The organism is Roseovarius halotolerans, assembly GCF_900172255.1.
In the GTDB taxonomy this organism is placed as follows: Bacteria; Pseudomonadota; Alphaproteobacteria; order Rhodobacterales; family Rhodobacteraceae; genus Roseovarius; species Roseovarius halotolerans.
Genome location: NZ_FWFU01000001.1, coordinates 192,004 through 215,300, shown reverse-complemented (window position 1 = coordinate 215,300; position 23,297 = coordinate 192,004). Strand labels below are relative to the sequence as shown.

20 protein-coding genes are annotated in these 23,297 nt (G+C 64.8%); 8 read left to right on the top strand and 12 right to left on the bottom strand.

Features of this window, described 5'->3' with window-relative positions:
* Nucleotides 1–98: 98 nt before the first annotated feature.
* Both ROH8110_RS01080 and ROH8110_RS01075 read right to left on the bottom strand, forming a co-directional pair.
* The gene (locus ROH8110_RS01080) at nucleotides 99–905 is read right to left on the bottom strand and encodes an IclR family transcriptional regulator (RefSeq protein WP_085815946.1); all 807 of its coding nucleotides are present in this window, start codon (nucleotides 903–905) and stop codon (nucleotides 99–101) included.
* An 84-nt stretch (nucleotides 906–989) separates the two neighbouring features.
* Complete coding sequence (locus ROH8110_RS01075) at nucleotides 990–1,928, bottom strand: NAD-dependent epimerase/dehydratase family protein (RefSeq protein WP_085815945.1); 939 nt, start codon at nucleotides 1,926–1,928, stop codon at nucleotides 990–992.
* Nucleotides 1,929–2,227: 299 nt separating this feature from the next.
* On the opposite strand from ROH8110_RS01075, the gene ROH8110_RS01065 reads away from it, so the two are divergent.
* On the top strand, nucleotides 2,228–3,919 hold the full coding sequence (locus tag ROH8110_RS01065; RefSeq protein ID WP_085815943.1) for a thiamine pyrophosphate-binding protein: 1,692 nt from the start codon (nucleotides 2,228–2,230) through the stop codon (nucleotides 3,917–3,919).
* A complete protein-coding gene (locus ROH8110_RS01060) occupies nucleotides 3,906–4,679 on the top strand; it encodes an SDR family NAD(P)-dependent oxidoreductase (protein WP_085815942.1) in 774 nt (257 codons plus the stop codon). The genes ROH8110_RS01065 and ROH8110_RS01060 overlap by 14 nt, the downstream gene beginning before the upstream one ends.
* Before the next feature lie 57 nt (nucleotides 4,680–4,736).
* Here the strand turns inward: ROH8110_RS01060 and ROH8110_RS01055 are convergent, their stop codons facing one another.
* A complete protein-coding gene (locus ROH8110_RS01055; protein WP_085815941.1) occupies nucleotides 4,737–6,407 on the bottom strand; it encodes a thiamine pyrophosphate-binding protein in 1,671 nt (556 codons plus the stop codon).
* A 232-nt stretch (nucleotides 6,408–6,639) separates the two neighbouring features.
* Here ROH8110_RS01055 and ROH8110_RS01050 point away from each other — a divergent pair, with 232 nt between their 5' ends.
* Genes ROH8110_RS01050 through ROH8110_RS01040 form a run of 3 tightly spaced genes read left to right on the top strand, consistent with a single transcriptional unit; the run spans nucleotide 6,640 to nucleotide 9,382 of the window.
* A complete protein-coding gene (locus ROH8110_RS01050) occupies nucleotides 6,640–7,620 on the top strand; it encodes a LacI family DNA-binding transcriptional regulator (protein ID WP_211330747.1) in 981 nt (326 codons plus the stop codon).
* A 53-nt stretch (nucleotides 7,621–7,673) separates the two neighbouring features.
* Nucleotides 7,674–8,624 carry a 3-hydroxyacyl-CoA dehydrogenase family protein gene (locus tag ROH8110_RS01045; RefSeq protein ID WP_211330749.1) on the top strand — a complete coding sequence of 317 codons (951 nt, stop codon included), beginning with the start codon at nucleotides 7,674–7,676 and terminating at the stop codon, nucleotides 8,622–8,624.
* Nucleotides 8,621–9,382 carry an SDR family NAD(P)-dependent oxidoreductase gene (locus ROH8110_RS01040; RefSeq protein ID WP_085815939.1) on the top strand — a complete coding sequence of 254 codons (762 nt, stop codon included), beginning with the start codon at nucleotides 8,621–8,623 and terminating at the stop codon, nucleotides 9,380–9,382. The genes ROH8110_RS01045 and ROH8110_RS01040 overlap by 4 nt, the downstream gene beginning before the upstream one ends.
* Here ROH8110_RS01040 and ROH8110_RS01035 read toward each other — a convergent pair.
* From ROH8110_RS01035 to ROH8110_RS01020, 4 genes are all read right to left on the bottom strand, one after another.
* Nucleotides 9,379–10,464 carry an acyl-CoA dehydrogenase family protein gene (locus ROH8110_RS01035; RefSeq protein WP_085815938.1) on the bottom strand — a complete coding sequence of 362 codons (1,086 nt, stop codon included), beginning with the start codon at nucleotides 10,462–10,464 and terminating at the stop codon, nucleotides 9,379–9,381. The two genes, ROH8110_RS01040 and ROH8110_RS01035, sit on opposite strands and share 4 nt — an antisense overlap.
* Nucleotides 10,465–10,475: 11 nt before the next feature.
* Nucleotides 10,476–11,633 (bottom strand): acyl-CoA dehydrogenase family protein, encoded by a 1,158-nt coding sequence (locus ROH8110_RS01030; RefSeq protein ID WP_085815937.1) that lies wholly within the window; start codon nucleotides 11,631–11,633, stop codon nucleotides 10,476–10,478.
* Nucleotides 11,630–13,822 carry an acetate--CoA ligase family protein gene (locus ROH8110_RS01025; protein ID WP_085815936.1) on the bottom strand — a complete coding sequence of 731 codons (2,193 nt, stop codon included), beginning with the start codon at nucleotides 13,820–13,822 and terminating at the stop codon, nucleotides 11,630–11,632. The genes ROH8110_RS01030 and ROH8110_RS01025 overlap by 4 nt, the downstream gene beginning before the upstream one ends.
* 132 nt (nucleotides 13,823–13,954) lie before the next feature.
* Entirely contained in the window at nucleotides 13,955–14,752 is a 798-nt protein-coding gene (locus tag ROH8110_RS01020; RefSeq protein ID WP_085815935.1) for an IclR family transcriptional regulator, read from the bottom strand.
* A gap of 198 nt (nucleotides 14,753–14,950) precedes the next feature.
* Here ROH8110_RS01020 and ROH8110_RS01015 point away from each other — a divergent pair, with 198 nt between their 5' ends.
* The 3 genes from ROH8110_RS01015 to ROH8110_RS01005 are packed head-to-tail and all read left to right on the top strand — an operon-like array spanning nucleotide 14,951 to nucleotide 18,597.
* The gene (locus tag ROH8110_RS01015; RefSeq protein WP_085815934.1) at nucleotides 14,951–15,370 is read left to right on the top strand and encodes a Zn-ribbon domain-containing OB-fold protein; all 420 of its coding nucleotides are present in this window, start codon (nucleotides 14,951–14,953) and stop codon (nucleotides 15,368–15,370) included.
* A complete protein-coding gene (locus ROH8110_RS01010) occupies nucleotides 15,367–16,518 on the top strand; it encodes an acetyl-CoA acetyltransferase (protein WP_085815933.1) in 1,152 nt (383 codons plus the stop codon). Before ROH8110_RS01015 ends, ROH8110_RS01010 begins: the two co-directional genes overlap by 4 nt.
* Nucleotides 16,519–16,539: 21 nt before the next feature.
* A complete protein-coding gene (locus ROH8110_RS01005; protein WP_085815932.1) occupies nucleotides 16,540–18,597 on the top strand; it encodes a 3-hydroxyacyl-CoA dehydrogenase NAD-binding domain-containing protein in 2,058 nt (685 codons plus the stop codon).
* Nucleotides 18,598–18,675: 78 nt separating this feature from the next.
* Here the strand turns inward: ROH8110_RS01005 and ROH8110_RS01000 are convergent, their stop codons facing one another.
* The 5 genes from ROH8110_RS01000 to ROH8110_RS00980 form a co-directional block, all read right to left on the bottom strand.
* Nucleotides 18,676–19,962, bottom strand: coding sequence for a TRAP transporter large permease (locus tag ROH8110_RS01000; RefSeq protein WP_139837367.1), 1,287 nt, complete (start codon nucleotides 19,960–19,962; stop codon nucleotides 18,676–18,678).
* Nucleotides 19,963–19,966: 4 nt separating this feature from the next.
* A complete protein-coding gene (locus tag ROH8110_RS00995) occupies nucleotides 19,967–20,482 on the bottom strand; it encodes a TRAP transporter small permease (RefSeq protein ID WP_170156463.1) in 516 nt (171 codons plus the stop codon).
* A gap of 278 nt (nucleotides 20,483–20,760) precedes the next feature.
* Nucleotides 20,761–21,801 carry a TRAP transporter substrate-binding protein gene (locus tag ROH8110_RS00990; protein WP_170156464.1) on the bottom strand — a complete coding sequence of 347 codons (1,041 nt, stop codon included), beginning with the start codon at nucleotides 21,799–21,801 and terminating at the stop codon, nucleotides 20,761–20,763.
* A 115-nt stretch (nucleotides 21,802–21,916) separates the two neighbouring features.
* Nucleotides 21,917–22,249 carry a hypothetical protein gene (locus tag ROH8110_RS00985; RefSeq protein WP_085815928.1) on the bottom strand — a complete coding sequence of 111 codons (333 nt, stop codon included), beginning with the start codon at nucleotides 22,247–22,249 and terminating at the stop codon, nucleotides 21,917–21,919.
* Nucleotides 22,250–22,494: 245 nt separating this feature from the next.
* Nucleotides 22,495–23,283: an inositol monophosphatase family protein gene (locus ROH8110_RS00980; protein ID WP_085815927.1), complete on the bottom strand. Its 789-nt coding sequence runs from the start codon at nucleotides 23,281–23,283 to the stop codon at nucleotides 22,495–22,497.
* Between the last annotated feature and the right edge of the window lie 14 nt (nucleotides 23,284–23,297).

Here is a 23,297-nt window from a genome sequence, read left to right as displayed (position 1 = left end):
GCGGATTTCCCCATCGGGACCCGCAGGGATTCAGATCGCGTGAAAACGGCAACCCGATGCGCATCCGCGCTCGACCCAGCCACCGGTCACGATGCCCTCTAGAGCATCCCGCGCGCGATGTGCTCGATCTTGCGCGCCACCGCCACAAGGCGGGGGGCTAGATCCTGCTCCAGTCGCTCTGTCGTGATGATCGAGCGCAAACCGCCCACATTGACCGCATAGACCGGGTATCCGTCACGCCGCCGGATCACCGCGCCCGCCGAATTCGCCTCGGCGATCCAGTCACCGTCGCTCAGCGCATATCCATGCGCATCCGCATGTGCGATTGCGGCGCGGGCGCGCGCCTCGACCTGGGGCCAGTCATCCCCGAATTGCGACGCGATCGACGCCATATGCGCTTCGCGCTCGGCCTCGGGCAGCGCGGCCAGAAAGGCACGCCCCATGCCGGTGCTGATCATCGGAATGCGCGAGCCGACGCCAAGCCGGATCGCCATCGACGCAGGCGTGCGGCAGGCTTCGACATAGATGATCTCCGAACCGCTCGGCGTTCCGAGGTAGACGCTGGCATCAGCATATTCGGCCAGTTCCTGCATGTAGGGGCGCGCGATATCGCGGATCTCCATCTGCGCCATCACATCATAGCCCAAGGTCAGAACCGCCGGCCCCAGCGAATAACGGCCGGTTTCCTCGTCATGATCGAGATAACCAAGCTCCGTCAGCGTGAAGGTCAGCCGCGACACCGTCGCCTTGGGCAGATCCACCCGCGCCGCGATCTCGGCATTGCCGATGGGCCGGTTATCCGGCCCGAACGCCTTGAGAACCGCAAGACCCCGCGCGAGCCCGGAATTGATCCTGTAGTCCTTTTGCCCGCTCTCGGCGGACGGGGCTTCTTTTCGTCTGACCAAGTCCGTGTCCCATGTACCGTTATGCTATGCACCATGATGGCAAGCACACATAGCCCATAAGGCAGGCCGAAGGCAAACACGCCGTTAGCCGGACCCGGCAGCATTCCGTTCCGCGATCGACCGGTAGAGCGCGACGGTCTCGCGGATACCCTCGGACAGGGGCGTTTCCCCGATATCGCCGATCACGTTCCTGAGCTCGGATGTGTCGAATCCTTCGCAGGGCGATATCCGCTCGTCCCCCGCACAGGTGATGCGCGCAGAGGGCACCACCTCCTGGATCGCGCGCAAGACGTCGGCCGTGGTGTGAACCGTCTTCGTGACATCCGACAACAGCGCCCCGCCCCAGCGGCCGGTCACGGCCTTGACGAACACATCGGCCACATCCCCGGCATATTGAAAGCAGCTGCGCATGGTGAAAGGAATTTCATAAGGCCGCCCCAGCGCCGCGGCCTCGATCGCACGGGTGATCGCCGATGTCTCACCGTCATCGCGCCCCACGCCATAGACCACATAGGGCCGCAGACCGAGGCTCGCCAGCTGGTAATCCTGCCAATAGATGCGGGAAATCTCCTCGCCGGTTTTCTTGAACACACCATAGAGGTTCGACGGCGCGTTCGCCGGGCCGCGCGGTTTCGCGGCGATCGAGCTGGTGTAGATGATCCGCTCGATACCATTCTGGCGCGCGGCCTCGAAGACGTTGATATGGCCACCGATATTGATCGCCGCGCCACGCCCCGGCATATCGCGGCATTGCGGGATCTGAAGTGCCGCAAGATGGATGATGCCGGTCGGGCGCGTCTCGGCAATCATCGCCCCAAGCGCGGCACCGTCGGTCACATCGCAGACCTTGAAATCCACCAACCCCTCGGGAAGGTCGGGCTTCAGCAGGGCCAACCGGCTGTGATCGTCGCTGATATCGGTCGCAACCACGCCGATCCCGCGGTCGACCAGCCGGGAAATGATCCAGGACCCAAGGAACCCGGTCGCGCCGGTGATGAAAATGAGCTCTCGCGATGGCGTCATCGCCCCCCCTGTATGATCTTTGTCACGGCAGCCAGTGACATGCGCATCGTCATCACGTCTGCGCACGCGGCGCGGATTGCCCGTTGCATGTGGCCTGCCTCCTCCGCTCTTTCACCGCGCTGCCCCAGGAATGCGGCCTCCTCTGCCGCTGCCCGAACATCGCTCTGACTATTTTTAAAACACAATTTCAATTTTGATTGCAAGTGAAATTCCAACCCGATAGCCTTTGGCACGGAAACAATTGGTCTGCCGGGCCTTTATGCGCGGCTGGCCCCAATCCGGGAGGAGACGGAAAACCCATGCCGAAGACGAATGAAATGGTGGTGCGCACGCTGATCGAAAGCGGTGTCGAACGCGCCTTTACGCTGCCCGGACTGGGCGTGACCTGGTCGCTGCCCGCCTTCTACGACGCCAAGGACGATTTCGACGTCGTCCTGTGCCGCAACGAGTGGATCGCGTCGATCATGGCGCAGGCCGCAGGCCGCCTGACCGGCAAGCCTTCGGTCCTGATGGGGCAAGGCCCGTGGATCACCACGATGGGCGGACTCGGCATTCTCGAGGCACATTTCGCCGGTTCGCCTATGGTGGTTCTGACCGAGACGTCCGATTACGACGGTTACGGGCAGATGGGCTGCTACCAGACCATGACCGGCGATTACGGCGGCGCGAATGCGCTGGCCTCGCTCAAGCCGATCACCAAGTACAGCACATATGCCACCTCGCCCGAAGAGGCGGTGTTCGGAACGCAGATGGCCGTGAAACATGCATCCCTGCCCCGGATGGGCCCGGCGGCGGTGATCATGAAGACCTCGATCATCCGTCAGGAATTTCCCGAGGACGCCAAGCCGGCGATCTATCCCACGGGCGGCTACCTCAGCTACACGCCCGCACGCCCCGACAAGGCGGCGGTCGCGGAACTCGCGCGGATGATCGACGCCGCCGAGCGGCCGGTGATCGTTGCGGGCAACGGCGTGAACGCCGCCGAGGCGGGCGAGGCCCTGCAGGCGCTGGCCGAAAAGACCGGCATCATGGTCGCCACCAGCTACAACGGCAAGGGCGTCATCGCCGAGACCTCGCCGGTCTGCGCGGGCATGCTGGGCACATGGGGACACCCGACCGCGAATCGCGTCGTGGCGCAATCGGACCTCGTGATCATGCTGGGCGCGTCGATGGGACCGGATTACACCCGCTTCCGCGACCCCGGCCTGATCCGCCCCGGCGATCAGAAGCTCGTTCAGGTCGATATCGACCCGCGCAATTCCGGCTGGGTCTACCCGGTGGATCACGCGATCACCGGCGATGTCGCCGATGTGCTGGCCATGCTCGAGGAATTCGGCCTTTCCGAGGAACGCGCCACGCCGCGCATCGGTCACGGGATGGATATGAAGAAGCGCTGCGGCTATTTCGATCTGCCCGACCTGCCGTCGGCACAGGGCACGGTGCATCACACCGATGTCGTGCGCGGCTTGCAGGATTTCCTCGGGCCGGACGATCTGGTCACCCTCGATGCCGGTGCACAGCGGATCTGGGCGACCTTCGGCCTGCGCACGCCCTATCCGGGGCAGCTTCTGGTGCCGGGCGGCACCGGCGTGATGGGCTGGGGCGGCCCTGCCGCAGCGGCCGCCAAGATCGTGCGCCCCGAAAAGCGCGTGACCTGCCTGTCTGGCGATGGCGGCTTCATGATGACCGTGCAGGTTCTGCCGACTGCCGTTCAGCAGAACCTGGACGTCGTCTTCCTGGTGTCCAACAATGCCGGTCTTGGCATGGTGCGCGACAACCTCGGCGACAAGCAGATCGCGGTCGATTTCAACGATGTCGATTTCGCCAAGGTCTCCGAAGGCATGGGCGCCAAGGGGATGAGCGTCTATCACCCCGGCGAAATCCGCGATGCGCTGGAAGAGGCCCACAAGATGGGCGGGCCGGTCGTCATCGACGTCAAGGTCGACCCCGCAGCCAGCCATCACGAGGCGGTGGACAATGCGCCGCTTTGAAAACCGCAGCGCCCTGATCACCGCCGCCGGCAGCGGCCTTGGCCGCGCCATGGCGTTCCGGCTGGCGCAGGAAGGGGCCGTCGTCACGATCTGGGATCGTGACGCCGACGCCCTCGCCGAGGCCGAACAGGAGGCCCGCGATGCAGGCCTCGACGTGACCGGCATGGCACTCGACATGACCGACGCAGCGGCGATCGACGCCGCCGTTGCCCGGATGCTCGACGCAAGCGGGCAGATCGACATCCTGGTCAACAATATCGGCGGCTCACTCCACACGCCCTTCCGCTTTCTCGAACAAAGCGAAGAGGATTGGGACAGGGTGATGTCGGTGAATGTCACCGCCTGCGTGCGCACCACGCGGGCGGTTCTGCCGCATATGGTGGCCGCAGGCTATGGGCGCGTGATCAACATGGGCTCCAAGGCGGGCCGCTTCGGCAGCCTGTTCGCGGGCGCCAACTACGCCGCCTCGAAAGGTGCGATGCAGGCCTTCACCCTTCAGATCGCGCAGGAATTCGGCCCGGCGGGCATCACCTGCAACACGCTGTGCCCCGGCGCGATCCTGACACCGCGCGTCGAACGCCTGCTGTCGGAACGCCAGTCCGAGGAGGAGCGCGCCAAGGTTCTGCAATCCATCCCGGTCCGCCGACACGGCACGGTCGAGGACATCGCCGCCGCCGTCGCTTACCTCGCGTCAGAGGAAGCCGGTTTCGTCAATGGCGCCTCGCTCGACATCAACGGCGGTCAGGCAATGGTCATCTGATGGCCGCGCGGCGCGGGAGACCTCCCGCGCCGCTTTCGTGCTTTCCGCCCCTTTCGATCAGATGGCGGGCGGGTTCCAGGCTTCCGGCGCGCGCGGGTCGATATCCGTCACCACGTCAATCAGCACCGGCTTGCGCGCGGCGATGGCGCGCTCCAGAACCGGACCAAGTTCGGCAGGATCTTCGACCCGGATGCCCTCGACCCCGAAATCCCGCGCGATGGCGGCAAAATCCGTGGGGCCGAAACGGTTGATCTCCTCGGGTGACCCGGTGCGCCCCTCGTAGAATGACGCCACCTTGGGCGTTCCCTGCCCGAACCCCGAATTGTTGTTGATGACCGTCACCACCGGGATGTTCCAGCGCCGCTGCGTTTCCAGTTCGGACAGGTGGTAGTAGAACGCCCCGTCCCCCGAGAAACAGACCACGGGCCGCTCCGGCGCCCCGCATTGCGCCCCAAGCGCCGCAGGATAGGCCCAGCCCAGAGAGCCCGCCGCGCGCAGATAGCTTTGCCCCGGATGCGGCAGGTCAAGCATCGTCGCCGTCCAGATGCCGGAATAGCCGGTATCGGCTACCAGCACGCCATTCTCGGGCAGGGCATCGGAAATCGCGCGGCACAGGCGCTCGACCCGGATCGGGGCGACGTCGGACGTGGCCAGCGGCTCCATGTCGGCGCGCCAGTCTTTCACCACCTTGCCCACATGCGCGGCCCAGGCCTCCCAATCGCTGCGCGCGGTTGTCGCCGCGTCCAGATCGGTCACCGCCTGGCGCGGGCATCCCCAGACCGGCGTCACACCGGGATAGTTGCGGCCGATCTCCTGTCCGTCGAGATCGATCTGAATGATCGCCGTGCCCTGCGCGGGAACGGTGTAGTTGTTGGTCGGCTGGTCGCCCGCATGACAGCCCACGAAGATCACCAGATCCGCCTCATGCACCAGCCTGTTGGCCGGGGGCGCCGAATAGGTGCCGACCGTGCCGACATGCAGGGGATGGGTCGTCGGAATGATCGTGCGCCCGCCCAGGGACGTGGCGACAGGGATGTTGCAGCGCTCGGCCAAGCTCAGGATCGCGGCATTGGCATCGACCTGTATCGCGCCGGCCCCGATCACCATGATCGGCCGCTCCGCGCGCATCAGGCGCTCGGCGGCGGCGGCGATCGCGTCGCGCGCGGCAATCGGTCGATGCACCGGAAGACGCCCCAGCACCGGCTCGGGCAAGACCGCATCCGGCACCTCGCCGCGTTCGATCACTTCGCCCCCGAGGCCGTTCACATCCAGATGCACCGGGCGGGGCGACCCGTCTACCGCCATGCGGAAAGCCTGCGCCAGCAGATGCGGCAGCTCTCGCGCCTCGGCCACATCCATGCTGGCCTTGGTCACCGATTGATAAAGCGGGGTATGATCCACCTCCTGATAGGCGTTGCGATATCGCAGCATCGGCTCCTTGCGCCCGGTCAGCGCCACCACCGGTGCGCGGTGCAGATAGGCGTCCTGCAAGCCCGCGGCCAGATTGGCCGCCCCCACCGACTGCGCCATGCAGACCCCGACATGGCCGCTGACGCGGGCATATCCATCCGCCATGTAGGCCGCGGATTTCTCGGAATGGGCCAGTATCCGGGTGATCCCGAGAGATTCCATTTCCACCAATGTGGGCCGCAGGATCGCGTCCATGAAGAACACATGTGTGACCCCGAGCGCGTCAAAGGATTCGGCGATGTAGCGGGCTCCGTTCATGGGTGCGGAAGTCTTGGCAGGCATGGCGTCAAATCCTTGTCAAATCTCGTTCATGCGCGATTCGTGAAAGCGCTTTCAAAATGAACATTCACAAATTGCACTTATATTTTCAACATATATTTTGAATTGCTATTCCAATAAAATGCGCAATAATGATTTCGCTTTCATATCTTGCAGTGGATGCCTCGTGACCCGGACAAACCAGACAGATAACGGACCTCGCCGCGTGCGCATGGAAGAAGTCGCCCGCGTCGCAGGCGTCTCGCCCGCAACGGTGTCGCGCGCGCTCAAATCGCCGGAAACCGTGTCCGAGAAACTGCGCCTGCGCGTGCAGGAGGCCGCCACGCGCCTCGGCTATGCGCCCAATCGCATCGCCGGCAGTCTGGCGGGCGCGCGCACGCCACTGATCGGGGTGGTGGTGCCCAGCCTCACCAACTCCTTTTTCGCGGCCACGCTGGACCGGATGAGCGCCCTGCTCGATGCCAAGGGCTATCAACTCATGATCGGCCAGCACGATTACGACTCCGACCGCGAGGAGCGCATCGTCACCGCCTTTTCAAGCTGGAATCCCTCCGCGCTCGTGGTGACCGGGCGCGACCACACGCGCGGCACGGTCAGCATCCTTTCGGCCACCGCCTGCCCCGTGATCGAGATGTGGGATCACGATGAGCGCCCGATCGATTCCGGCATCGGCTTCAGCAACCGCGCTGCGGGCCGACTGGCAGGGCAGCATTTCGCATCGCAGGGCTTTGAGCACGTGGCCTATGTCGGCGCCCTGCTCGAGCAGGACACCCGCGCCCGTGCCCGCGCCGGGGGTTTCGCCGCCGAGTTCCTCGCGGCCACCGGCAGGCAGGCCCAGATCCTGGATGTCAGCAGCCGCGATCTTGGCGAAGGCTGCAAGGCACTCGCGCGGGTTCTGGCAACCCAGCCCGAGACACGCGCCATCGCCTTTTCCGGCGACATGCTGGCCGCTGGCGCCATGTTCGCCGCCGAAAGGGCGGGGCTGCGCATTCCTCAGGATCTGGCCATTCTGGGTTATGGCGATCTTGATATCGCCGCGCATATGAACCCGGCGCTCAGCACCATTCGCCCACCCCGCAACGAGATCGGCGAGGCCGTCGCGGACCATATTCTTGCCCGGCTCGCGGATCCTTCGGCGCCCAAGCAGAATCTCGATCTCGGGGTCGAACTGATCCGGCGCGCCACGACGTGAGCGCACGGATCAAGGGCCTCCCACCCGAACAACCCAACCCGAAAGGACAGGCCATGAGAATCGAACAGACCGCCGTGATCGGCGCAGGCACGATGGGCCACGCTTTGGCACTGGTTCATGCGCTTGGCGGGCAGCGGGTCAGCCTGCATGACAGCAGCCCCGAGGTGCTCAGGTCCGCGCCCGCACTCATCGAAGCCGCCAGCGCCACCCTTGTCGATGCGGGCGCGGTCTCGGCTTCCGATGCCCGGACAGCGCTTGAGCGGATCACCTATACCGAGTCTTTGCCGGACGCGGTCCGCGACGCCGATCTCGTGGTCGAAGCCGTGGTCGAGAAAGCCGATGTGAAGCGAATCGTTTATGACGAGATCGACCGCTATGCCCCGGGATACGCGGTCATAGCCAGCAATACGTCCTATCTGGATCCCTTCCCGCTGATCCCCGCGGCGCGTCAGTCGCGCGCCGCCATCGCCCATTGGTATACGCCGCCCTATATCATCGATCTGGTCGATCTGGCGCCGGGGCCCGAGACCGCGCCCGAGGTGATCGAAACCCTGCACGCCCTCTACAAGGGGTTCGGCAAGGCACCGCTGGTCTTCGACCGCCTCGTGCCGGGCTATATCGCCAACCGGCTGCAACAGGCGCTGAACCTCGAATGCCTGCGCATGATCGACGAGGGCTGGGTAAGCGCCGAGGACATAGACCAGTCCATCCGCCACGGTCTGGTCCATCGCCTCGCCGTGCTGGGCCATATGAAAAAGCTGGATTTCACCGGGCTGGAAATGGCGCGCCTCGGCATTGAGGGCGGCACGTATGAGCCGCCCGCGAACATGCTGCAAAGCCCCACGCTCGACCGGCTGATCGCCGCCGGGCGCACCGGCGTGCGCGCCGGGGCCGGCTTCTACGATTATGGCGATGCATCCGCCGACGCGCTGTTTCGCGAACGCGACCTGAAATTGCTCAGGCTCAAGGCACAATTGAAAGACCTCGAAGGAGAAGACACATGATTACCGCCGACCTCGCGGGCAAGACCGCCTTGGTGACAGGGGGCGCATCGGGAATCGGGCTTGCGACCTCGACGATGCTGGCCCGGATGGGGGCAAAAGTGGCGATCAACCATCTCGAGGATGACCCGACCGGCCCGGCCAGGCTGTCCGAGTTGCGCGCCGAAGGACTGGACGTGATCTCCGCGCCCGGCAATGTCTCGGTCCCCGGCAATGCCGAGGCCATGACCGCCGCCGCCATCGAGGCCCTTGGCGGGCTTGACTACCTCGTCAACAACGCCGGAACCTCGGGCACCCCGGACAAGATTCCGCCCTCGCAGCTCGACAAGATGACCGAGGAATTCTGGCAGCTCCTGCTGAACACCAACCTGATCGGCGCGTTCCGCTGCGCCCATGCGGCCGCCGACGCGCTGAAGGCCAGCCGCGGGGCGATCGTCAACATGACCTCGATTGCCGGGATCGGCCAGCAGGGCAGCTCGATCGCCTATGCCGCCAGCAAGTCCGGGCTGGTCAGCCTGACCCGAAGCCTTGCGCGCGGGCTGGCGCCCGAAGTGCGCGTCAACGCCGTCGCGCCCGGCCAGACCAAGACCCCCTGGACCGAGAACTGGCCCGAAGAGCGCAAGCAATGGGCGCGCGACCAATCGGTGCTCAAGCGCCGCTCGTCGCCCGAGGACATCGCCGAGGCGGTCCTTTTCCTCTGCGCCGGGGCCAGCATGGTCACCGGGCATGTGCTGGTGGTCGATGGCGGGATGACGCTCTAGAGGCCTATCAGCGCGCGAAACCGTTTCAGGTGGCTGGCGCGCCCGCCCTCGACCTGCGAGAGCACCAGCAGCCGTTTCAGCATGTGACCGACGGCCAGTTCGTCGGTCACACCGATCCCGCCATGCAGTTGAACCGCATCGCGCATCACCACGCGCGCGTCCTTCGCGATCTTCACGCGCGCCGCCGATACCAGCTTGCCGCGAAATGCGGCATCGTCGCCCTCCATGGCCTCTGCCGCCAGCCGTGCCATCGAATGCACCTCCTCGCGGCGGATGAACATCTCGGACATGCGGTGCTGAACCACCTGAAACCGCCCGATCGCGCGACCGAACTGCTCGCGCAGCTTCACGTAATCCAGCGTCGCGCCATGCAGCGCATCGACCAGCCCCGACATCTCGGCCAGCACCCCGACAAGCGCCATGTCCCGTCCGTAAGCCAGCGCCTCGGCGCAGCCGGTCACGACATCCTCCTGCGCGCAGCGCACACCGTCAAAACAGACCCGCGCCGCCACCTGCCCGTCAACCAGGCGCACGGGCGTCACATCCGCGGCCTCGGCGGGTATCCGCATCAGGACGGGCGCGCCATCAAGCTCGGCCACCACCCAGAAGACCTGAGCCCAGGGCCCGGCCATCACCAACGGGGCCACGCCCGACAAGACCAGCGCTCCGCCCGTCTTCACCGCGCTGACCGGCGCGCCCGGCGCACCCTCGGCCACAAGCGCGATACGCTCACCCGACAGGATCGGCTCCAGCTCGGCCCCAGCATCGGGCAAGGCCCGCGCCAGCGTCGCGGCGCATTTCATGGCGACCGGCCCCACCGGCTCCAGCACCAGCCCACGTCCCAGCACCTCGAGCATCGGAACAAGCTGCGCCGCGCTCAGCCCCAGACCGCCCGCTGCCTCGGGCACCGCCGCCGCCAGCCAGCCCAGTTCAGCCATCTCGCCCCAATGGGGCGGCACCTGCTCCGGCGGCTGCTCCAGCATCACATTGCGCTGCGCAAGGCCGTAATGATCTGCAACGAACCGTTCGGCGGTATCGCGCAGCAAGAGGGTCTCATCATCTGGAATGTCGAAACGTATCATGGATGTCTCTTTCAAAGTCCCAGCACCTGGCTGGCAAGGATGCTGCGCTGAATCTCGTTGCTGCCGCCATAGATCGACAGCTTGCGCCAGTTCATGAACTGGAACGCCACGTTCTCGAACGGTTCCTCGGTCGCGCCGCTGTCGCGCGCGGGCAAGGCCGATGGTCCGGCGATATCCAGCATCAGCTCCGTCAGCCCCTGTTGCGTCTCGGTGCCCCGAATCTTCAACAGCGATGTTTCAGCCCCGATTCTGACCCCAGCCTCCGCCGCCGCCATCAACCGCAGCGTGGTCGCCTCGATCGCCATGATGTCGATCTCGAACTCAGCCAGCGCATCGGCGATCTCGGGCTCGGCCTCGCATCCGGCCGCGCGCGCCATCTCCCGCGCCCTTTCCAGCAGATGCTTGGAACGGCCGATCCCGCCGATCCCAAGGCGCTCGTGTTCCAGCAGCGCCTTGGCATAGGTCCAGCCCATGTTGATCTCGCCGACCACCATGTCATCCGGGACAAAGACCTGGTCCAGGAAAATCTCGTTCACCTCCTCGGTGCCGTCCATCAACCGGATTCCGCGGCGCGTCAGGCCCGGCGCCGACATATCCACCAGCATCATCGAGATGCCCTCTTGCTTCTTTACATCCGGGTCGGTCCGCACCAGGCAGAAGATCCAGTTCGCGTATTGCGCATAGGTGGTCCAGGTCTTCGATCCCGAGATCAGCCAGCCACCTTTCGTGCGCTCGGCGCGGGTGCGCAGGGCGGCAAGGTCGGACCCCGCGCCGGTTTCGCTGAACCCCTGGCACCACCAATCCTCACCCGACAGGATGCGCGGCAAGAACCGCTGCTGCTGCGCGGTCGAGCCAAAGCGCATCAGGATAGGTCCGATCATCTTGAAGCCGAAACCCGGCAAGGGCGGCGTGTGCAGGCGGAACAGCTCTTCATCCGCGATCAGGCGCTGGCGGGCGCTCCATCCCGGCCCGCCATGTTCCTTGGGCCAGCCCGGCGCGGCCCAGCCCTTCTGATAGAGACTGCGGTGCCACATCATGAAATCGTCCCGCACCAGCGGCGCGCCCCGCACCACCTTCGCACGCGTATCCGGGTCCAGCTCTGCGGCGACGAAATCGCGGATCTCCTTGCGAAACGCCATGTCTTCGGGGCTGTTCAACAGATCGGTCATTGGGTGGCCTCCTCCGGTTTTACGATCAGGGCATCCACCGCGACACAGCCTTCGCCCTCGGGCAGCACCAGCAGCGGGTTGATGTCGATGCTCTCGATCTCCTGCGCATGCTCCACCGCCAGATCCGACAATCTCAGAATGGCATCCTCAAGGGCTGCACGGTCCGCGCGCGGCGCGCCCCGGTATCCTTGCAGCAACATCCCCAGCCGGGTTTCGCCGATCATGTCCTTCACGTCTCGCCGGCTCAGCGGCGCACGGCGCAGCGCCACATCGTCCAGCAGCTCGGTCATCACGCCCCCCACGCCGACAAGGATCATCGGCCCGAAATCAGGATCGTTCTGCATACCGAGGATCACCTCGACCCCGCCCGTCACCATCTGCTGGACGACACAAGGCGCAGGCTGCCCGTTCAATGTCTGGCCCGCCAGCTTTTCGGCAAGATCGCCATAGGCCGCACGCGCGCCGCCTGCATCCTTCAGGTTCAGATGCACCAGACCTGCATCGCTCTTGTGCTCCAGTCCGTCGGCAAGCCCCTTCATGACCACCGGGAAACCGATTTCCTCGGCGGCGGTCAGCGCCTCGGCCTCGCTCATGACCAGTCGCTCACCCACCATCGGCAGGCCATAGGCACGCAGCGCCGCCTTTGCGGCATGTTCCGACAGGCTGCGCCCGTTCCCGGCAAGCTGCGCCTTCATGGTCGCGGCCGCCCCGTCGGGCAGATCAGGCCGCGGCGTGTCATCCGCGGTGACATTCGCACGCCTGTGGTAATCCACGAACCGCTTTAGCGCCTTCAGCGCGGGCTGGCTGCCGCGATAGATCGGCAGGCTGCGATCCTTCGCCAGCTGGTCAAAGCCAGCCTCGACCACCTTGCCGCCGTCATAGACCACAAGGATCGGTTTGTCCGAGCGCCGCGCCAGCTCCAGCACCGGCGAAATTAGGCGCCCGCGCCATGCCTCGCGCACCTGATGAATGAACACCACCACGATATCCGTGTTCTCGTCCGCCAGCACCGCCTCAAGGCTCTGACCCCAGCGTTCGGGATGGTTGTTGACGTTCCCCGACAAATCCAGCGGGTTCACCGGCGGCGTGAAATCCAGCAGCGGCCGCAGCGCCGCCTCGGTCTTTTCCGTGAAATCCGCCATCGGCAGGCCCAGTGCCTCGGCCTGGTCCGCAACGACCCCGCTCCACCCGCCCGAGAAGGTGACGACCGATATCCGCTCACCGCGCGGCGCGGGGCATTTCTCGAACAGCGCCGCCACCTCCGCCAGCTCCAGCGGATCGTCGACCGAAACGACATTGTTCTGCCGGAACACCGCCTCGTAGGTGCGAAACGCGCCGGCCATCTTGCCGGTATGGGCCAGCGCCGTGCGCGCCGCGCGCTGGCTGCGGCCCAGCTTCAGAACGATCAGCGGCTTCTCTGCCTCGCGCGCGCGTCTCGCCAGTTCAAGGAAACGCGACGGCGTGCGCAGCCCTTCCAGCGCCATCGCCACCGACGCGATCTGCGGATCGTTCAGCGCCCAGCCCGCGTAATCCGCCGCCTCGACATTCAGTTCGTTCCCGGTCGACACGAGGTAGCGCATATGCACCCCCTGGTCATGCGCCCGCGCCAGCAGCACCATCAGCAACTGGCCGCTTTGCGATATCAGCGCGGTTCGGCCCGCCGACATATCCTCGGGAAACGTCGCGGCGGTCAGCCCCATGAATCCGCTGTCCAAATTGGCCAGCCCAAGGCAGTTGGGGCCACAGATCGCGATCCGGTTGCGGTTGGCGACCTCGCGCAGGCGCTCTTCCAGCGCGCGGCCCTCCTCGCCGGTCTCCGAGAACCCCGAGGCCAGGATGACCGCTCCGCGCACGCCCTTGCGTCCGCAATCTTCCAGAATGTCCGGCAGCACCTTTTGCGGCACGAACATCAGCGCGGCGTCCACCTCTTCGGGTATGGCCGAAACCGACGGATAGCAGGGCAGCCCGTTCAGCTCTTCGTATTTCGGATTCACCGGGAATATCTTGCCCGTATAGCCAAGGCGGCGCAGCACCGGCACCGCCATGCCGCTCCAGCCCTCGGCGTTCGCGCTTGCCCCCACCACGGCCACGCTTTGCGGGTTCATCAGGCCGGAAAGCTGGTCGGAAAGCCCGAAATCCGCGGTCGCGCCTGCGGCGGGCGGGGCCGCGGTGACTGTATCGGATGGCATCGTTGTTCCTCCCCGGAAAGCTCTGTTCAGCCGCTTATCCGCCAAGGTGATGAACGAGTCAATATTTTCGGAATGTTAGTTCGCTATGCGAAATTACGGGAGCTTGAACCCCCTCATCTCGCTCCGCAACACCTAGTCAGGATACAGCCGCCGCATACGGCTCTGAATGATCTGTGCGCTGTTCATCAGCGCCGGGGCGTATTCCTCCCGGATGCGCTCAGCCGTCATGACCGAAGACAGGCCCGACACCGACAGCAACAGCGGATCGGCGCCATCGACAACGCTGATCGTTGTCGCCACCGCATGAAGTTCGGGCCACCAGCCGCCCATCGACGCCGCGTATCCGCGCGCCTCGAATCCGGCGACGGCAGCGTTCACGGCCTCCTCCTGGGCGGCGAAAAGCGCCGGGTCGGCGCGGGCCAGATCGCTCAGGATCTCCGCGCGCCTCTCCTGCGAAAGCCCCGCCAGATAGGCCCGCCCGATCGCCGTCTGAAGCATCGGCACCAGCGCCCCGACCTCAAGGTTCAGAACAATCGCCTCAGGCCGCCGCGCCAACTCGATATACCTTATTTCAAGGCCGCTCGGCACGCCCAGCGCCACGGAAAACGCCCCGATCTCCGACAGCGCCTCCATCGCCGGGCGGGCGATATCGCGGATACCAGTGCTGACATGCGCGGCATGGCCCAGCTCTATTACCCGTGGCGTCAGGCTATAGCGCCCCGCGCGCTCGTGATAGGCAAGGTAGTTGAGCTTGCGCAGCGTATGGGTAAAGCGCGACACCGTGGGTCGCGGCAGCCCGGTGCGCGCGGCAAGCTCCTGGTTGCTCAGCGCCCGCTCGTCGGGGCGAAACGCGGCGATGATCCGCAGCCCGCGCGCCAGCGAGGTGACAAACTGACGGTCCGTCGCCTGGCCCTGCTCGTCCTCGCTCATGACCCGCCCTCCTTTTGCTGGCAAAGCACGCGTTGATAGGCAACATCACCGCCCCGCGCAAGCCACCCTTCATCCACAGATCGCGGGCTTGTCACCCAGGATAGCGGGTGCTAGACATTATTGAAATACAATTTTGCAAAGCGGACGCATTCGGATTTATCACCCCGAAATCACCCGCGCCACGCAGAGGAGGGAAACATGACAGCCAGCCCGGATCGCCCCGGCCCGCCCCCGACCGGCCCCGACCAGCAGTTTCAAGCGCATGTGGCCGATGGGCGGCTCTGGCTTCAGACCTGCCAGGATTGCGGCAGCGCCATCTTCATGCCGCGCATTCTGTGCCCGCACTGCCACTCGCTTTCGCTGCAATGGGCACCGGCATCGGGGCTTGGAACGGTCTATACCCGCTCGGTCCTGCACCGCCGCCCCAAACCCGGCGACGATCGCCCGACCGAACACGCCATCATTCTCGTCGATCTCGACGAAGGCCCCCGCATCATGAGCCGCCTGCCCGACACGCCCGCCGCCGATATCCGCATCGGGATGCGCGTGCGCGCCCGCATCGCAGGCGAGGACGGCGCGCGCGTCGTGCTGTTCGATCCCGAGGAGAGCAAGACATGAGCAACACGCTGAAAGGCGCCGCCGCCATCGTGGGCGTCGGCACCGCAGGCCTCGGCGAAGCCCCCGGCTTCAACGCGATGGATATTCAGGCACTTGCAGTGCGCGCGGCGCTTGAAGATGCCGGCTTGTCCCTGGCGGATGTCGACGGGCTTTTCTGCGCCAACATGAGCCATACCTTTCCCGCCATCTCGACCATCGAATATCTCGGCATCGCGCCGCGCTGGATCGACGGCACCAATACCGGCGGCTCCAGCTTCGTGGCGCACGCGATGTCGGCGGCGATGGCGCTTCAGGCGGGGCTCTGCGACGTTGCGCTGATCTGTTACGGCGCGACCATGCGGACCGGCGCGGGGCGCATGGTCCCCGCCGCCGAGCAGCCCACCTACGAAATCCCCCATCAGCCGCGCTATCCGATGACCGCCTATGCGATGGCGGCGGCGCGGCACATGGCGCAATTCGGCACCACGCGCGAACACCTGGCCGAGGTGGCGCTTGCCGCCCGTGCCTGGGCACAGCTCAACCCCGACGCCTTCGAGCGCGGCGACCTCACGATGGAAGATGTCCTGTCGTCGCGCATGGTGCTCGAACCCCTGACGCTGCGCGATTGCTGCCTGTTGACCGATGGCGCGGGTGCGGTGGTGATGACCCGCCCCGACCGCGCCCGCGACCTCGCACAGAAACCGGCCTATTTCCTTGGCGGCGGCGTGGCATCCTATAACCGGGCGATCTCCGAAATGCCCGACCTCACCACCACCGCCGCAAAGGACTCCGGCGCGCGCGCCTATGCGATGGCCGGTCTCGGCCCGGCGGACATGAATGTGCTTCAGCTTTACGACGCCTTCACCATCAACGTGATCCTGTTTCTCGAGGATCTGGGCTTTTGCCCCAAGGGCGAGGGCGGCGCCTTCGTCTCGGGCGGGCATATCGCACCGGGCGGCGGGCTGCCGGTCAATACCAATGGCGGCGGGCTCTCGTTCACCCATCCCGGCATGTATGGGATCTTCACCCTGATCGAAGCCACCCGACAGCTGCGCGGCGAGGCGGGCGCGCGGCAGATACCGGATGCAGAAACCGTTCTGTGCCACGGTAACGGCATCACGCTGTCGCACCAGGCTACCGCCATCCTGGGCAGCGAAAACACACTCTAACCGCAGGGAAGCGACCCTATCATGACCGATCTCATCGAACGATTCACGCGCGGCCCGCTCGGGATCATCCGCATGACGCGACAGCCGGTGAACGCCCTGGGCCATGCCCTGCGCTGCGCCATATCCGAGGCGCATCGCGATTTCGATGCCGACCCCGCCATCGCCGCCATCGTGCTCACCGGCTCGGGGCGGTTCTTTTCCGCCGGGGCCGACATCACCGAGTTCGACAGCGGGCGCAAACCGCCTTACCTGACGGACCTGATCGATCAGCTTGAACAGGGCGGGACGCCCGTCGTCGCGCTGATCAACGGCATCGCCTTTGGCGGCGGTCTCGAACTGTCGCTCGGCTGCGACGATATCTACCTTCTGCCAAAGGCAAAGCTGGCCTTGCCCGAGATCAAGCTCGGCATCATTCCCGGCGCGGGCGGCACCCAGAAACTGCCCCGCGTCATCGGCGGCCCCGAGGCCTTGGCCTTCATCCTCAAGGGCGATCCCATCAATGCCGACAAGGCCTGTGCACTTGGCCTTGCCCGTGCAATCGCGCCCGACGAAGACGCCGCCCTCGACCTTATCGCGCGCGCCGCCGAAGACGGCCTGCCCCGCCGCGACATGCACACGCTGACCGTGCCCGGCGCAGTCAGCGATCTTGACGAGGTCGCCGCGCCCTTTCTCAGGCGCGCGCGCGGCGCACCGGCCCCCGCCAAGGCGCTCGAAGGGGTCCGCATGGCCTATACCACCCCGCTTGACGAGGGGCTGGCATGGGAACGCGAGACCTTCACCGCGCTCAATGCCTCGCCGGAATCGCGCGCCATGCGGCATGTGTTCTTCGCCGAAAGACAGGCCGCCAAGATCGCCGATATTCCCGCCGATACCACCAAGCGCCCGGTTGAAACCGCGGGCGTGATCGGCGCCGGAACGATGGGGGCGGGCATCGCCATGTGCTTCGCCGATGCGGGCATCCCCGTGACAATCGTGGAACAGGATCGCGAACGGCTCGATGCCGGGCTGGCGAATATCAGGCGCAGCTACGAGGCGATGCGCGACAAGGGCCGCCTCGCCCCCGAGACCGCCGAGGCGCGCCTCGCATCTATCACCGGCTCGGTCGCGATGCGCGATCTGGGCGCGGCGGACGTCGTCGTCGAAGCCGTGTTCGAGGCGATGGACGTGAAACGCGAGGTCTTTGCGCAGCTCGACGCGATCTGCAAGCCGGGCGCAATCCTGGCCACCAACACCTCGACGCTCGATGTGAACGAAATCGCCGCGGCCACCGGACGGCCCGAGGATGTCATCGGGCTGCATTTCTTCAGCCCCGCCCATATCATGAAGCTGCTCGAAGTGGTGCGCGCCGAAAAGACCGCGAAGGACGTTGTCGCGACGGCGATGGACCTCGGCCGCAGGCTCGGCAAGATCGCGGTGCTGGTCGGCGTCTGCAACGGCTTCGCGGGCAACCGCATGTTCATCAATTTCAACCGCGAGGCGCAGATCCTGATCGAAGAGGGCGCATTGCCCTGGCAGATCGACAAGGTGCTGACCGATTGGGGGCTCGCGATGGGGCCGCTCTCGGTGATGGACCTGGCCGGGCTCGACGTGGGCTATCGGATCCGCAAGGCCCGTGGTGCGCAAACCCCCTACCCCTTCACCACCGCCGACCGGCTGGCCGAAGCCGGACGGCTGGGCCAGAAGACCGGCGCGGGCTGGTATCGCTATCCCGAAGGCGCGCGGCGCGGTGAACCCGACCCCGAGGTCGAGGCGCTGATCGAACAGGTGTCACGCGAAAAGGGTATCACCCGGCGCCCGGTCAGCGACGATGAGATCCTGCATCGCTGCCTCTGGCAACTGGTCAACACCGGCTACCAGATCCTTGAAGAAGGCATCGCGCAGCGCGCCAGCGATCTCGATGTGATCTTCGTCAACGGCTATGGTTTTCCGCGCAGCCGCGGCGGCCCGATGTTCCACGCCCAGGAGGTCGGGCTTGACCGCGTTGCCGCCGATGTAAGCCGCTATCACGACGCCCATGGCGCGCATTGGGCGCCTTCGGCGATGCTGCTGAGAGAAGCCGGGAAAGCACCCCCCGCCTGACACGCCCAGCGCCCGGTAAACGCAAAACGGCCACCTTTCCGGTGGCCGTTTTCTTGTGTCCCGCTTGGCCTTCCAGTGTCAGGCGTAGCCAAACAATCGCGGGAAATACATCGTGAAGAAGGGGACGTAGGTGATGAGCAACAGCACCAGTATCTCGGCCCCCACGAAGGGCAGGATCGCCCAGCTCAGCCGCGTCAGCTTCACATTGGAGATCCCGCAGGCCGCGAACAGCACCAGTCCGAATGGCGGCGAGGCCAGACCGATCGTCAGGTTGGTACAGGTGATCAGCGCGAAATGGATGGGATCGACCCCGTACTGATAGGCAACCGGCGCCAGAAGCGGGCCAAGCACGATGATCGCAAACCCCATGTCCAGGAACATCCCGATGATCAGGAACAGGATATTCACCAGCAGCAGAAACACATACTTGTTCTCGGTCAGCGAAACGAACATCACCGTCACTTCATCGACCAGGTTGTAATAGCTCACCAGCCAGCTGAAGCTCTTGGCGCAGGCCAGGAGGAACATGATCATCGCCGTGGCCTTCACCGTATGCAGCAGGATCGGCGCGATATCCGACAGCTTGAGCGTGCGGTAAAAGACAAAGCCGATCAGCAGCCCGTACATGACCGCAACCGCCGACGCCTGTGTCGGGCTGAAAAAGCCGAACAGGATGCCGCCCATGATGATCGCGGGCAGCAACAGCGCCGGAATCCCCTGCAGGATCGCGATGGACAGCCGCGCAAAGCCCACGAACGGCGCGCGCTCGCCATATCCCTTGCGCACCGCCACGATATAGGCCGTCACGATCAGCGCGATTGCAACCAGCACGCCGGGCAGCATCCCCGCCAGGAACATGCCCGCGATCGAGACATTCATCACCGACGCATAGATCAGCATCGGAATACTGGGCGGAATGATCGGGCCGATCACCGAACTGGCGGCGGTGACGGCGGCCGCGTATTCCTCGCTATAGCCGTTCTTCTTCATCGCCGGGATCATGATCTTGCCCACGGCCACCGTGTCCGACACGGCCGAGCCGGTAATCCCGGCAAAGAACATGCTCGAGACGATATTGGTATGTGCCAGCCCGCCACGGACCCAGCCCACGAGCGACCCGGCCAGCGTCATCAGCTTGTCGGTGATGCCCGCCCGGTTCATGATTTCGCCCGCCATGATGAAGAACGGGATCGCCAGCAGCAGAAGGTTCTCGGTGCTCGAGAACATCCGCTGCGGAATCTGCGTGAACAGGCGCGGATCGCCGATATCCACGTAGACGAAGATCGTCATCAGGACGAGGCAGAATGCGATCGGCACCCCCAGCAGGAGCATCGGAACGAAAGTGCCAAAGATAATTCCAACCACGGGTTCAGCCTCCGGAAAATTGCATGACAGGGGGGGCGTTGCGCGGATCGGGGAGCGCTGCGCCGATGCTGAAGAACCCAAGCAGCGCACCGCCGACCGGGATCGAGAAGTAGTAATAGAACAAGCTGATATCGAGATAGAGAGAGGTCTGGTACTTGCCCACGAACAGCGCCATCTTGACCCCGTAGAACACCATCACCCAGACGATGATGAGCGCCATGACCATGTAGATGATCCGGAACACGGTCTTCATGCGTGGCCCCAGAAGCTCGTAGACCATGTCGACCCCGATATGGCCGCCATGCCGGGCAATCACGCCGGCGCCGACAAACACGGCCCAGGCGAAGAAAAGATTGTTCAACTCCTCGACCCAGACCAGCGAATTGCCGGTGATCCTGTCGGCGACGATGCCCGACGCCGTGTTCAGGAACAGCAGCGCGGTCAACACCATCGCGAAAATCAGACTGGCCCGCTCCAGCCAGTCAAGGAAGGTATGATACCCGATCAGAAACGTCTTCATGTCGACACTCTCCTTGCCGCCTTGCATCACTGACGGCCTTCACCGCCCGCTCTTTGATCCGTGCCTTGCAAAAGAGGGGCGCGGCGCCAGTCAGGCGGAGCGACGCCCCTTCATCCGTTCAGACCATAACGCACCGGTCCGGGCTGGATCGTCCAGAGAGAATTGCAGAACTGGCGCCGATCCTGCCAGGTCATGCCGGACCGGCGCCTGCCGGCCGGATCGCGGTGTGGGTCGCCCCTCTCCGCCTCCGGTCGGCTGCTTTGAACGTGGTGTGCGATCTACCTGGCCGTTTGCTCGGCTTCCTTCGCCGCCGCCATGATCTTGTCCACCCATTCCTGGCCCTCGTCACCGATCTTGCGGGTGATCGTGTCGATATAGGGCTGCTGTCCAAGATCGCGGAACTCTGCAATCTCTTCATCGGTCGGGTAATAGAAGGTCGCGCCCTCGGCCTCCATCGCCTGTTTCACCACCAGCGAACTGACGAAGGAATGCGCATTGCCGACGCGCGTATAAAGGTCGCCCGCCTGAAGAACCAGCGTCTGATGCTCGGGCGAGAGCGACTGGAAGAACTCTTCGTTGATCATGATCGGGTGCAGGTTATAGCTGTGCCGCGTCATGGTGACGTAAGGGTTCACCTCGTAGAGCTTCTTGGAATACATCGAGTAAAGCTCGGTATCGTGCCCTTCGGCCATGCCCGATTGCAGCGCGGTGTAAAGCTCGCTCCAGGTGATGGTCACCGTGTTCGCCCCCCAGGCCCGGAACATCGCCAGAAGGCCGGGGTTCTCGGGCACGCGCATCTTGGTGCCTTGCAGGTCGGCCACGTTCTTGATCGGCTTTTCCGCATAGATATGGCGGAAACCGGCGCCATCGGCCCAGCCCAGCACGCGCAGTCCGGTCTTCTCAAGGAAGGATGCCGCCAGCTCGTCGCCAACCGGCCCCTCCATCACCTTCCACGCGGTCAGGTTGTCGCGAAACACGTAAGGGATCTGCGTGACCGCGATCTCGGGCGCGAAGGGCACCATGATCGACGTGTAGGCACCGACCATCTCGATCACGCCGGTCTGCGCCGATTCCACCATCGTGCGGGCATTGCCCAATGCCCCATCGGGGTGAATTTCCAGCTGAAGTTCACCACCCGAAGCGACCTCCAGGTAGTTCTTCATCGCCAATGCGCCGGCCGAGCGGCCAGCGCCGGGCATGCGGATATCGCCCTCGGAACTGAAGCCGATCTTCATGACGATTGGCTCTGCAAGCGCCGTGGTAACCGTCGACCCGAAGGCCAGCGTCACGCCCAACGCGAAAGCTGCGAATTTATTCATTTTAATCCTCCCTGTTCCATTCACTCCTCCGAAACGGATGGCCACCGAGCATGCGCGCCACTGGCGTGACCAGGTCCAGCGGCATGGAACAATTTGCCGCTTTTGAAACGTTATTTTAAAAATATTCATGTGTCGATTCATTTCTCATGAAAGATCTTTCAGAACCGAGGCTCTGAATTTGCACATATTTTCGGGAAAATCCCCGGAAAATCGCCCGCGTTCGGGCGCGCTTCGCCGGGACGGCGCCGCTCTTGTGCAACGTCACCTGTTCACGCCATAGATCGCGGTTTTCGCTCCAACTGCGCCACGACCCAAACGCCACCGGCAGGAAAACCGCGCGGGGCTGCGACGCCTTGTGGCCGATCCGCCCCGCCCGCGATGTCAGGTCGCCCGCACCGATGACACATGTGAGCTTCAGGATCGCCTCGCCGGACCATTGCGGGATCACGCGCCGCAGCGCTCGAATGCCGCTCGTCGGGCTCGCCCCGGCTTCATCTTGCTTGAAATACTCCCGCCGGAGGCACCCAATGCCTGCCCCGCACGGTTTGTACGCAATGACACGCGGTTATTGCCGTTCGCCGTGTTAACCCGCGCAGATGCAGTGGCGCATACCGACGCGATACCGACGCCACGCCGACGCGATACAGATCGTCATTTTCTCATGTTAACCAATGGCTTGATCCCGATTCGGGATCAACGGCCGCGGATCACCTTTGCGAACTTCTCAAAGATCACCTCGTTGGCGCAGACAACCTCGCCATCCTCGAGGATATTCCCCCCCTCGGTCAGCGGCTCGACAAAGCCGCCCGCCTCCTGAAGGATCACGATTCCCGCCGCCAGGTCCCAGGCATTGAGCCCGCGCTCCCAGAAACCCTCGTAACGTCCGGCGGCCACATAGGCCATGTCCAGCGCCGCCGATCCCCAGCGCCGCACACCCGCGCAGGCCGGCATCAGGCGCGCCAGGTCCTGCAAGGTCGCCGGCAGGTCCGCGCGCCCCCCGAACGGCACGCCCGTCGCAAAGAGCGACTCGATCATCTTGCTGCGTCCCGATACCCGCAGGCGGCTCTCGTTCAGCCAGGCGCCCTCGCCTTTCTCGGCGAAGAACATCTCGTCCTTGGCCGCGTCGAAAATGACACCGGCCACGATTTTTCCCTTGTGTTCCAACGCGATGGAGATCGCCCAATGGGGCAGCCCGTGCAGGAAATTCGACGTTCCGTCCAGCGGGTCGACGATCCAGCGGCGGGTCGGGTCCTTGCCATCCTCGGCGCCACCTTCCTCGGCCAGCCAGCCATAGGTGGGGCGCGCCTCCATCAGCTCGTCCTTGATGATCTTCTCGGCAGCGAGGTCGGCGCGGCTCACGAAATCGCCCGCGCCCTTCATCGAGACCTGCAACTGCTCGACCTCGCGGAAATCCTTGACCAGCGACCGCCCCGCCTTGCGCGCGGCCTTGATCATGACATTGAGGTTGGCACTGCCCGGCATCGCATGGCTCCCTT

Bases quoted from the DNA above. Each gene is read 5' to 3' on its own strand.
- ROH8110_RS01075 (WP_085815945.1), bottom strand. From the start codon at position 1,928: ATGACGCCATCGCGAGAGCTCATTTTCATCACCGGCGCGACCGGGTTC.
- ROH8110_RS01065 (WP_085815943.1), top strand. From the start codon at position 2,228: ATGCCGAAGACGAATGAAATGGTGGTGCGCACGCTGATCGAAAGCGGT.
- ROH8110_RS01060 (WP_085815942.1), top strand. From the start codon at position 3,906: ATGCGCCGCTTTGAAAACCGCAGCGCCCTGATCACCGCCGCCGGCAGC.
- ROH8110_RS01055 (WP_085815941.1), bottom strand. From the start codon at position 6,407: ATGAACGGAGCCCGCTACATCGCCGAATCCTTTGACGCGCTCGGGGTC.
- ROH8110_RS01050 (WP_211330747.1), top strand. From the start codon at position 6,640: ATGGAAGAAGTCGCCCGCGTCGCAGGCGTCTCGCCCGCAACGGTGTCG.
- ROH8110_RS01045 (WP_211330749.1), top strand. From the start codon at position 7,674: ATGAGAATCGAACAGACCGCCGTGATCGGCGCAGGCACGATGGGCCAC.
- ROH8110_RS01040 (WP_085815939.1), top strand. From the start codon at position 8,621: ATGATTACCGCCGACCTCGCGGGCAAGACCGCCTTGGTGACAGGGGGC.
- ROH8110_RS01035 (WP_085815938.1), bottom strand. From the start codon at position 10,464: ATGATACGTTTCGACATTCCAGATGATGAGACCCTCTTGCTGCGCGAT.
- ROH8110_RS01030 (WP_085815937.1), bottom strand. From the start codon at position 11,633: ATGACCGATCTGTTGAACAGCCCCGAAGACATGGCGTTTCGCAAGGAG.
- ROH8110_RS01025 (WP_085815936.1), bottom strand. From the start codon at position 13,822: ATGCCATCCGATACAGTCACCGCGGCCCCGCCCGCCGCAGGCGCGACC.
- ROH8110_RS01020 (WP_085815935.1), bottom strand. From the start codon at position 14,752: ATGAGCGAGGACGAGCAGGGCCAGGCGACGGACCGTCAGTTTGTCACC.
- ROH8110_RS01015 (WP_085815934.1), top strand. From the start codon at position 14,951: ATGACAGCCAGCCCGGATCGCCCCGGCCCGCCCCCGACCGGCCCCGAC.
- ROH8110_RS01010 (WP_085815933.1), top strand. From the start codon at position 15,367: ATGAGCAACACGCTGAAAGGCGCCGCCGCCATCGTGGGCGTCGGCACC.
- ROH8110_RS01005 (WP_085815932.1), top strand. From the start codon at position 16,540: ATGACCGATCTCATCGAACGATTCACGCGCGGCCCGCTCGGGATCATC.
- ROH8110_RS00995 (WP_170156463.1), bottom strand. From the start codon at position 20,482: ATGAAGACGTTTCTGATCGGGTATCATACCTTCCTTGACTGGCTGGAG.
- ROH8110_RS00990 (WP_170156464.1), bottom strand. From the start codon at position 21,801: ATGAATAAATTCGCAGCTTTCGCGTTGGGCGTGACGCTGGCCTTCGGG.
- ROH8110_RS00980 (WP_085815927.1), bottom strand. From the start codon at position 23,283: ATGCCGGGCAGTGCCAACCTCAATGTCATGATCAAGGCCGCGCGCAAG.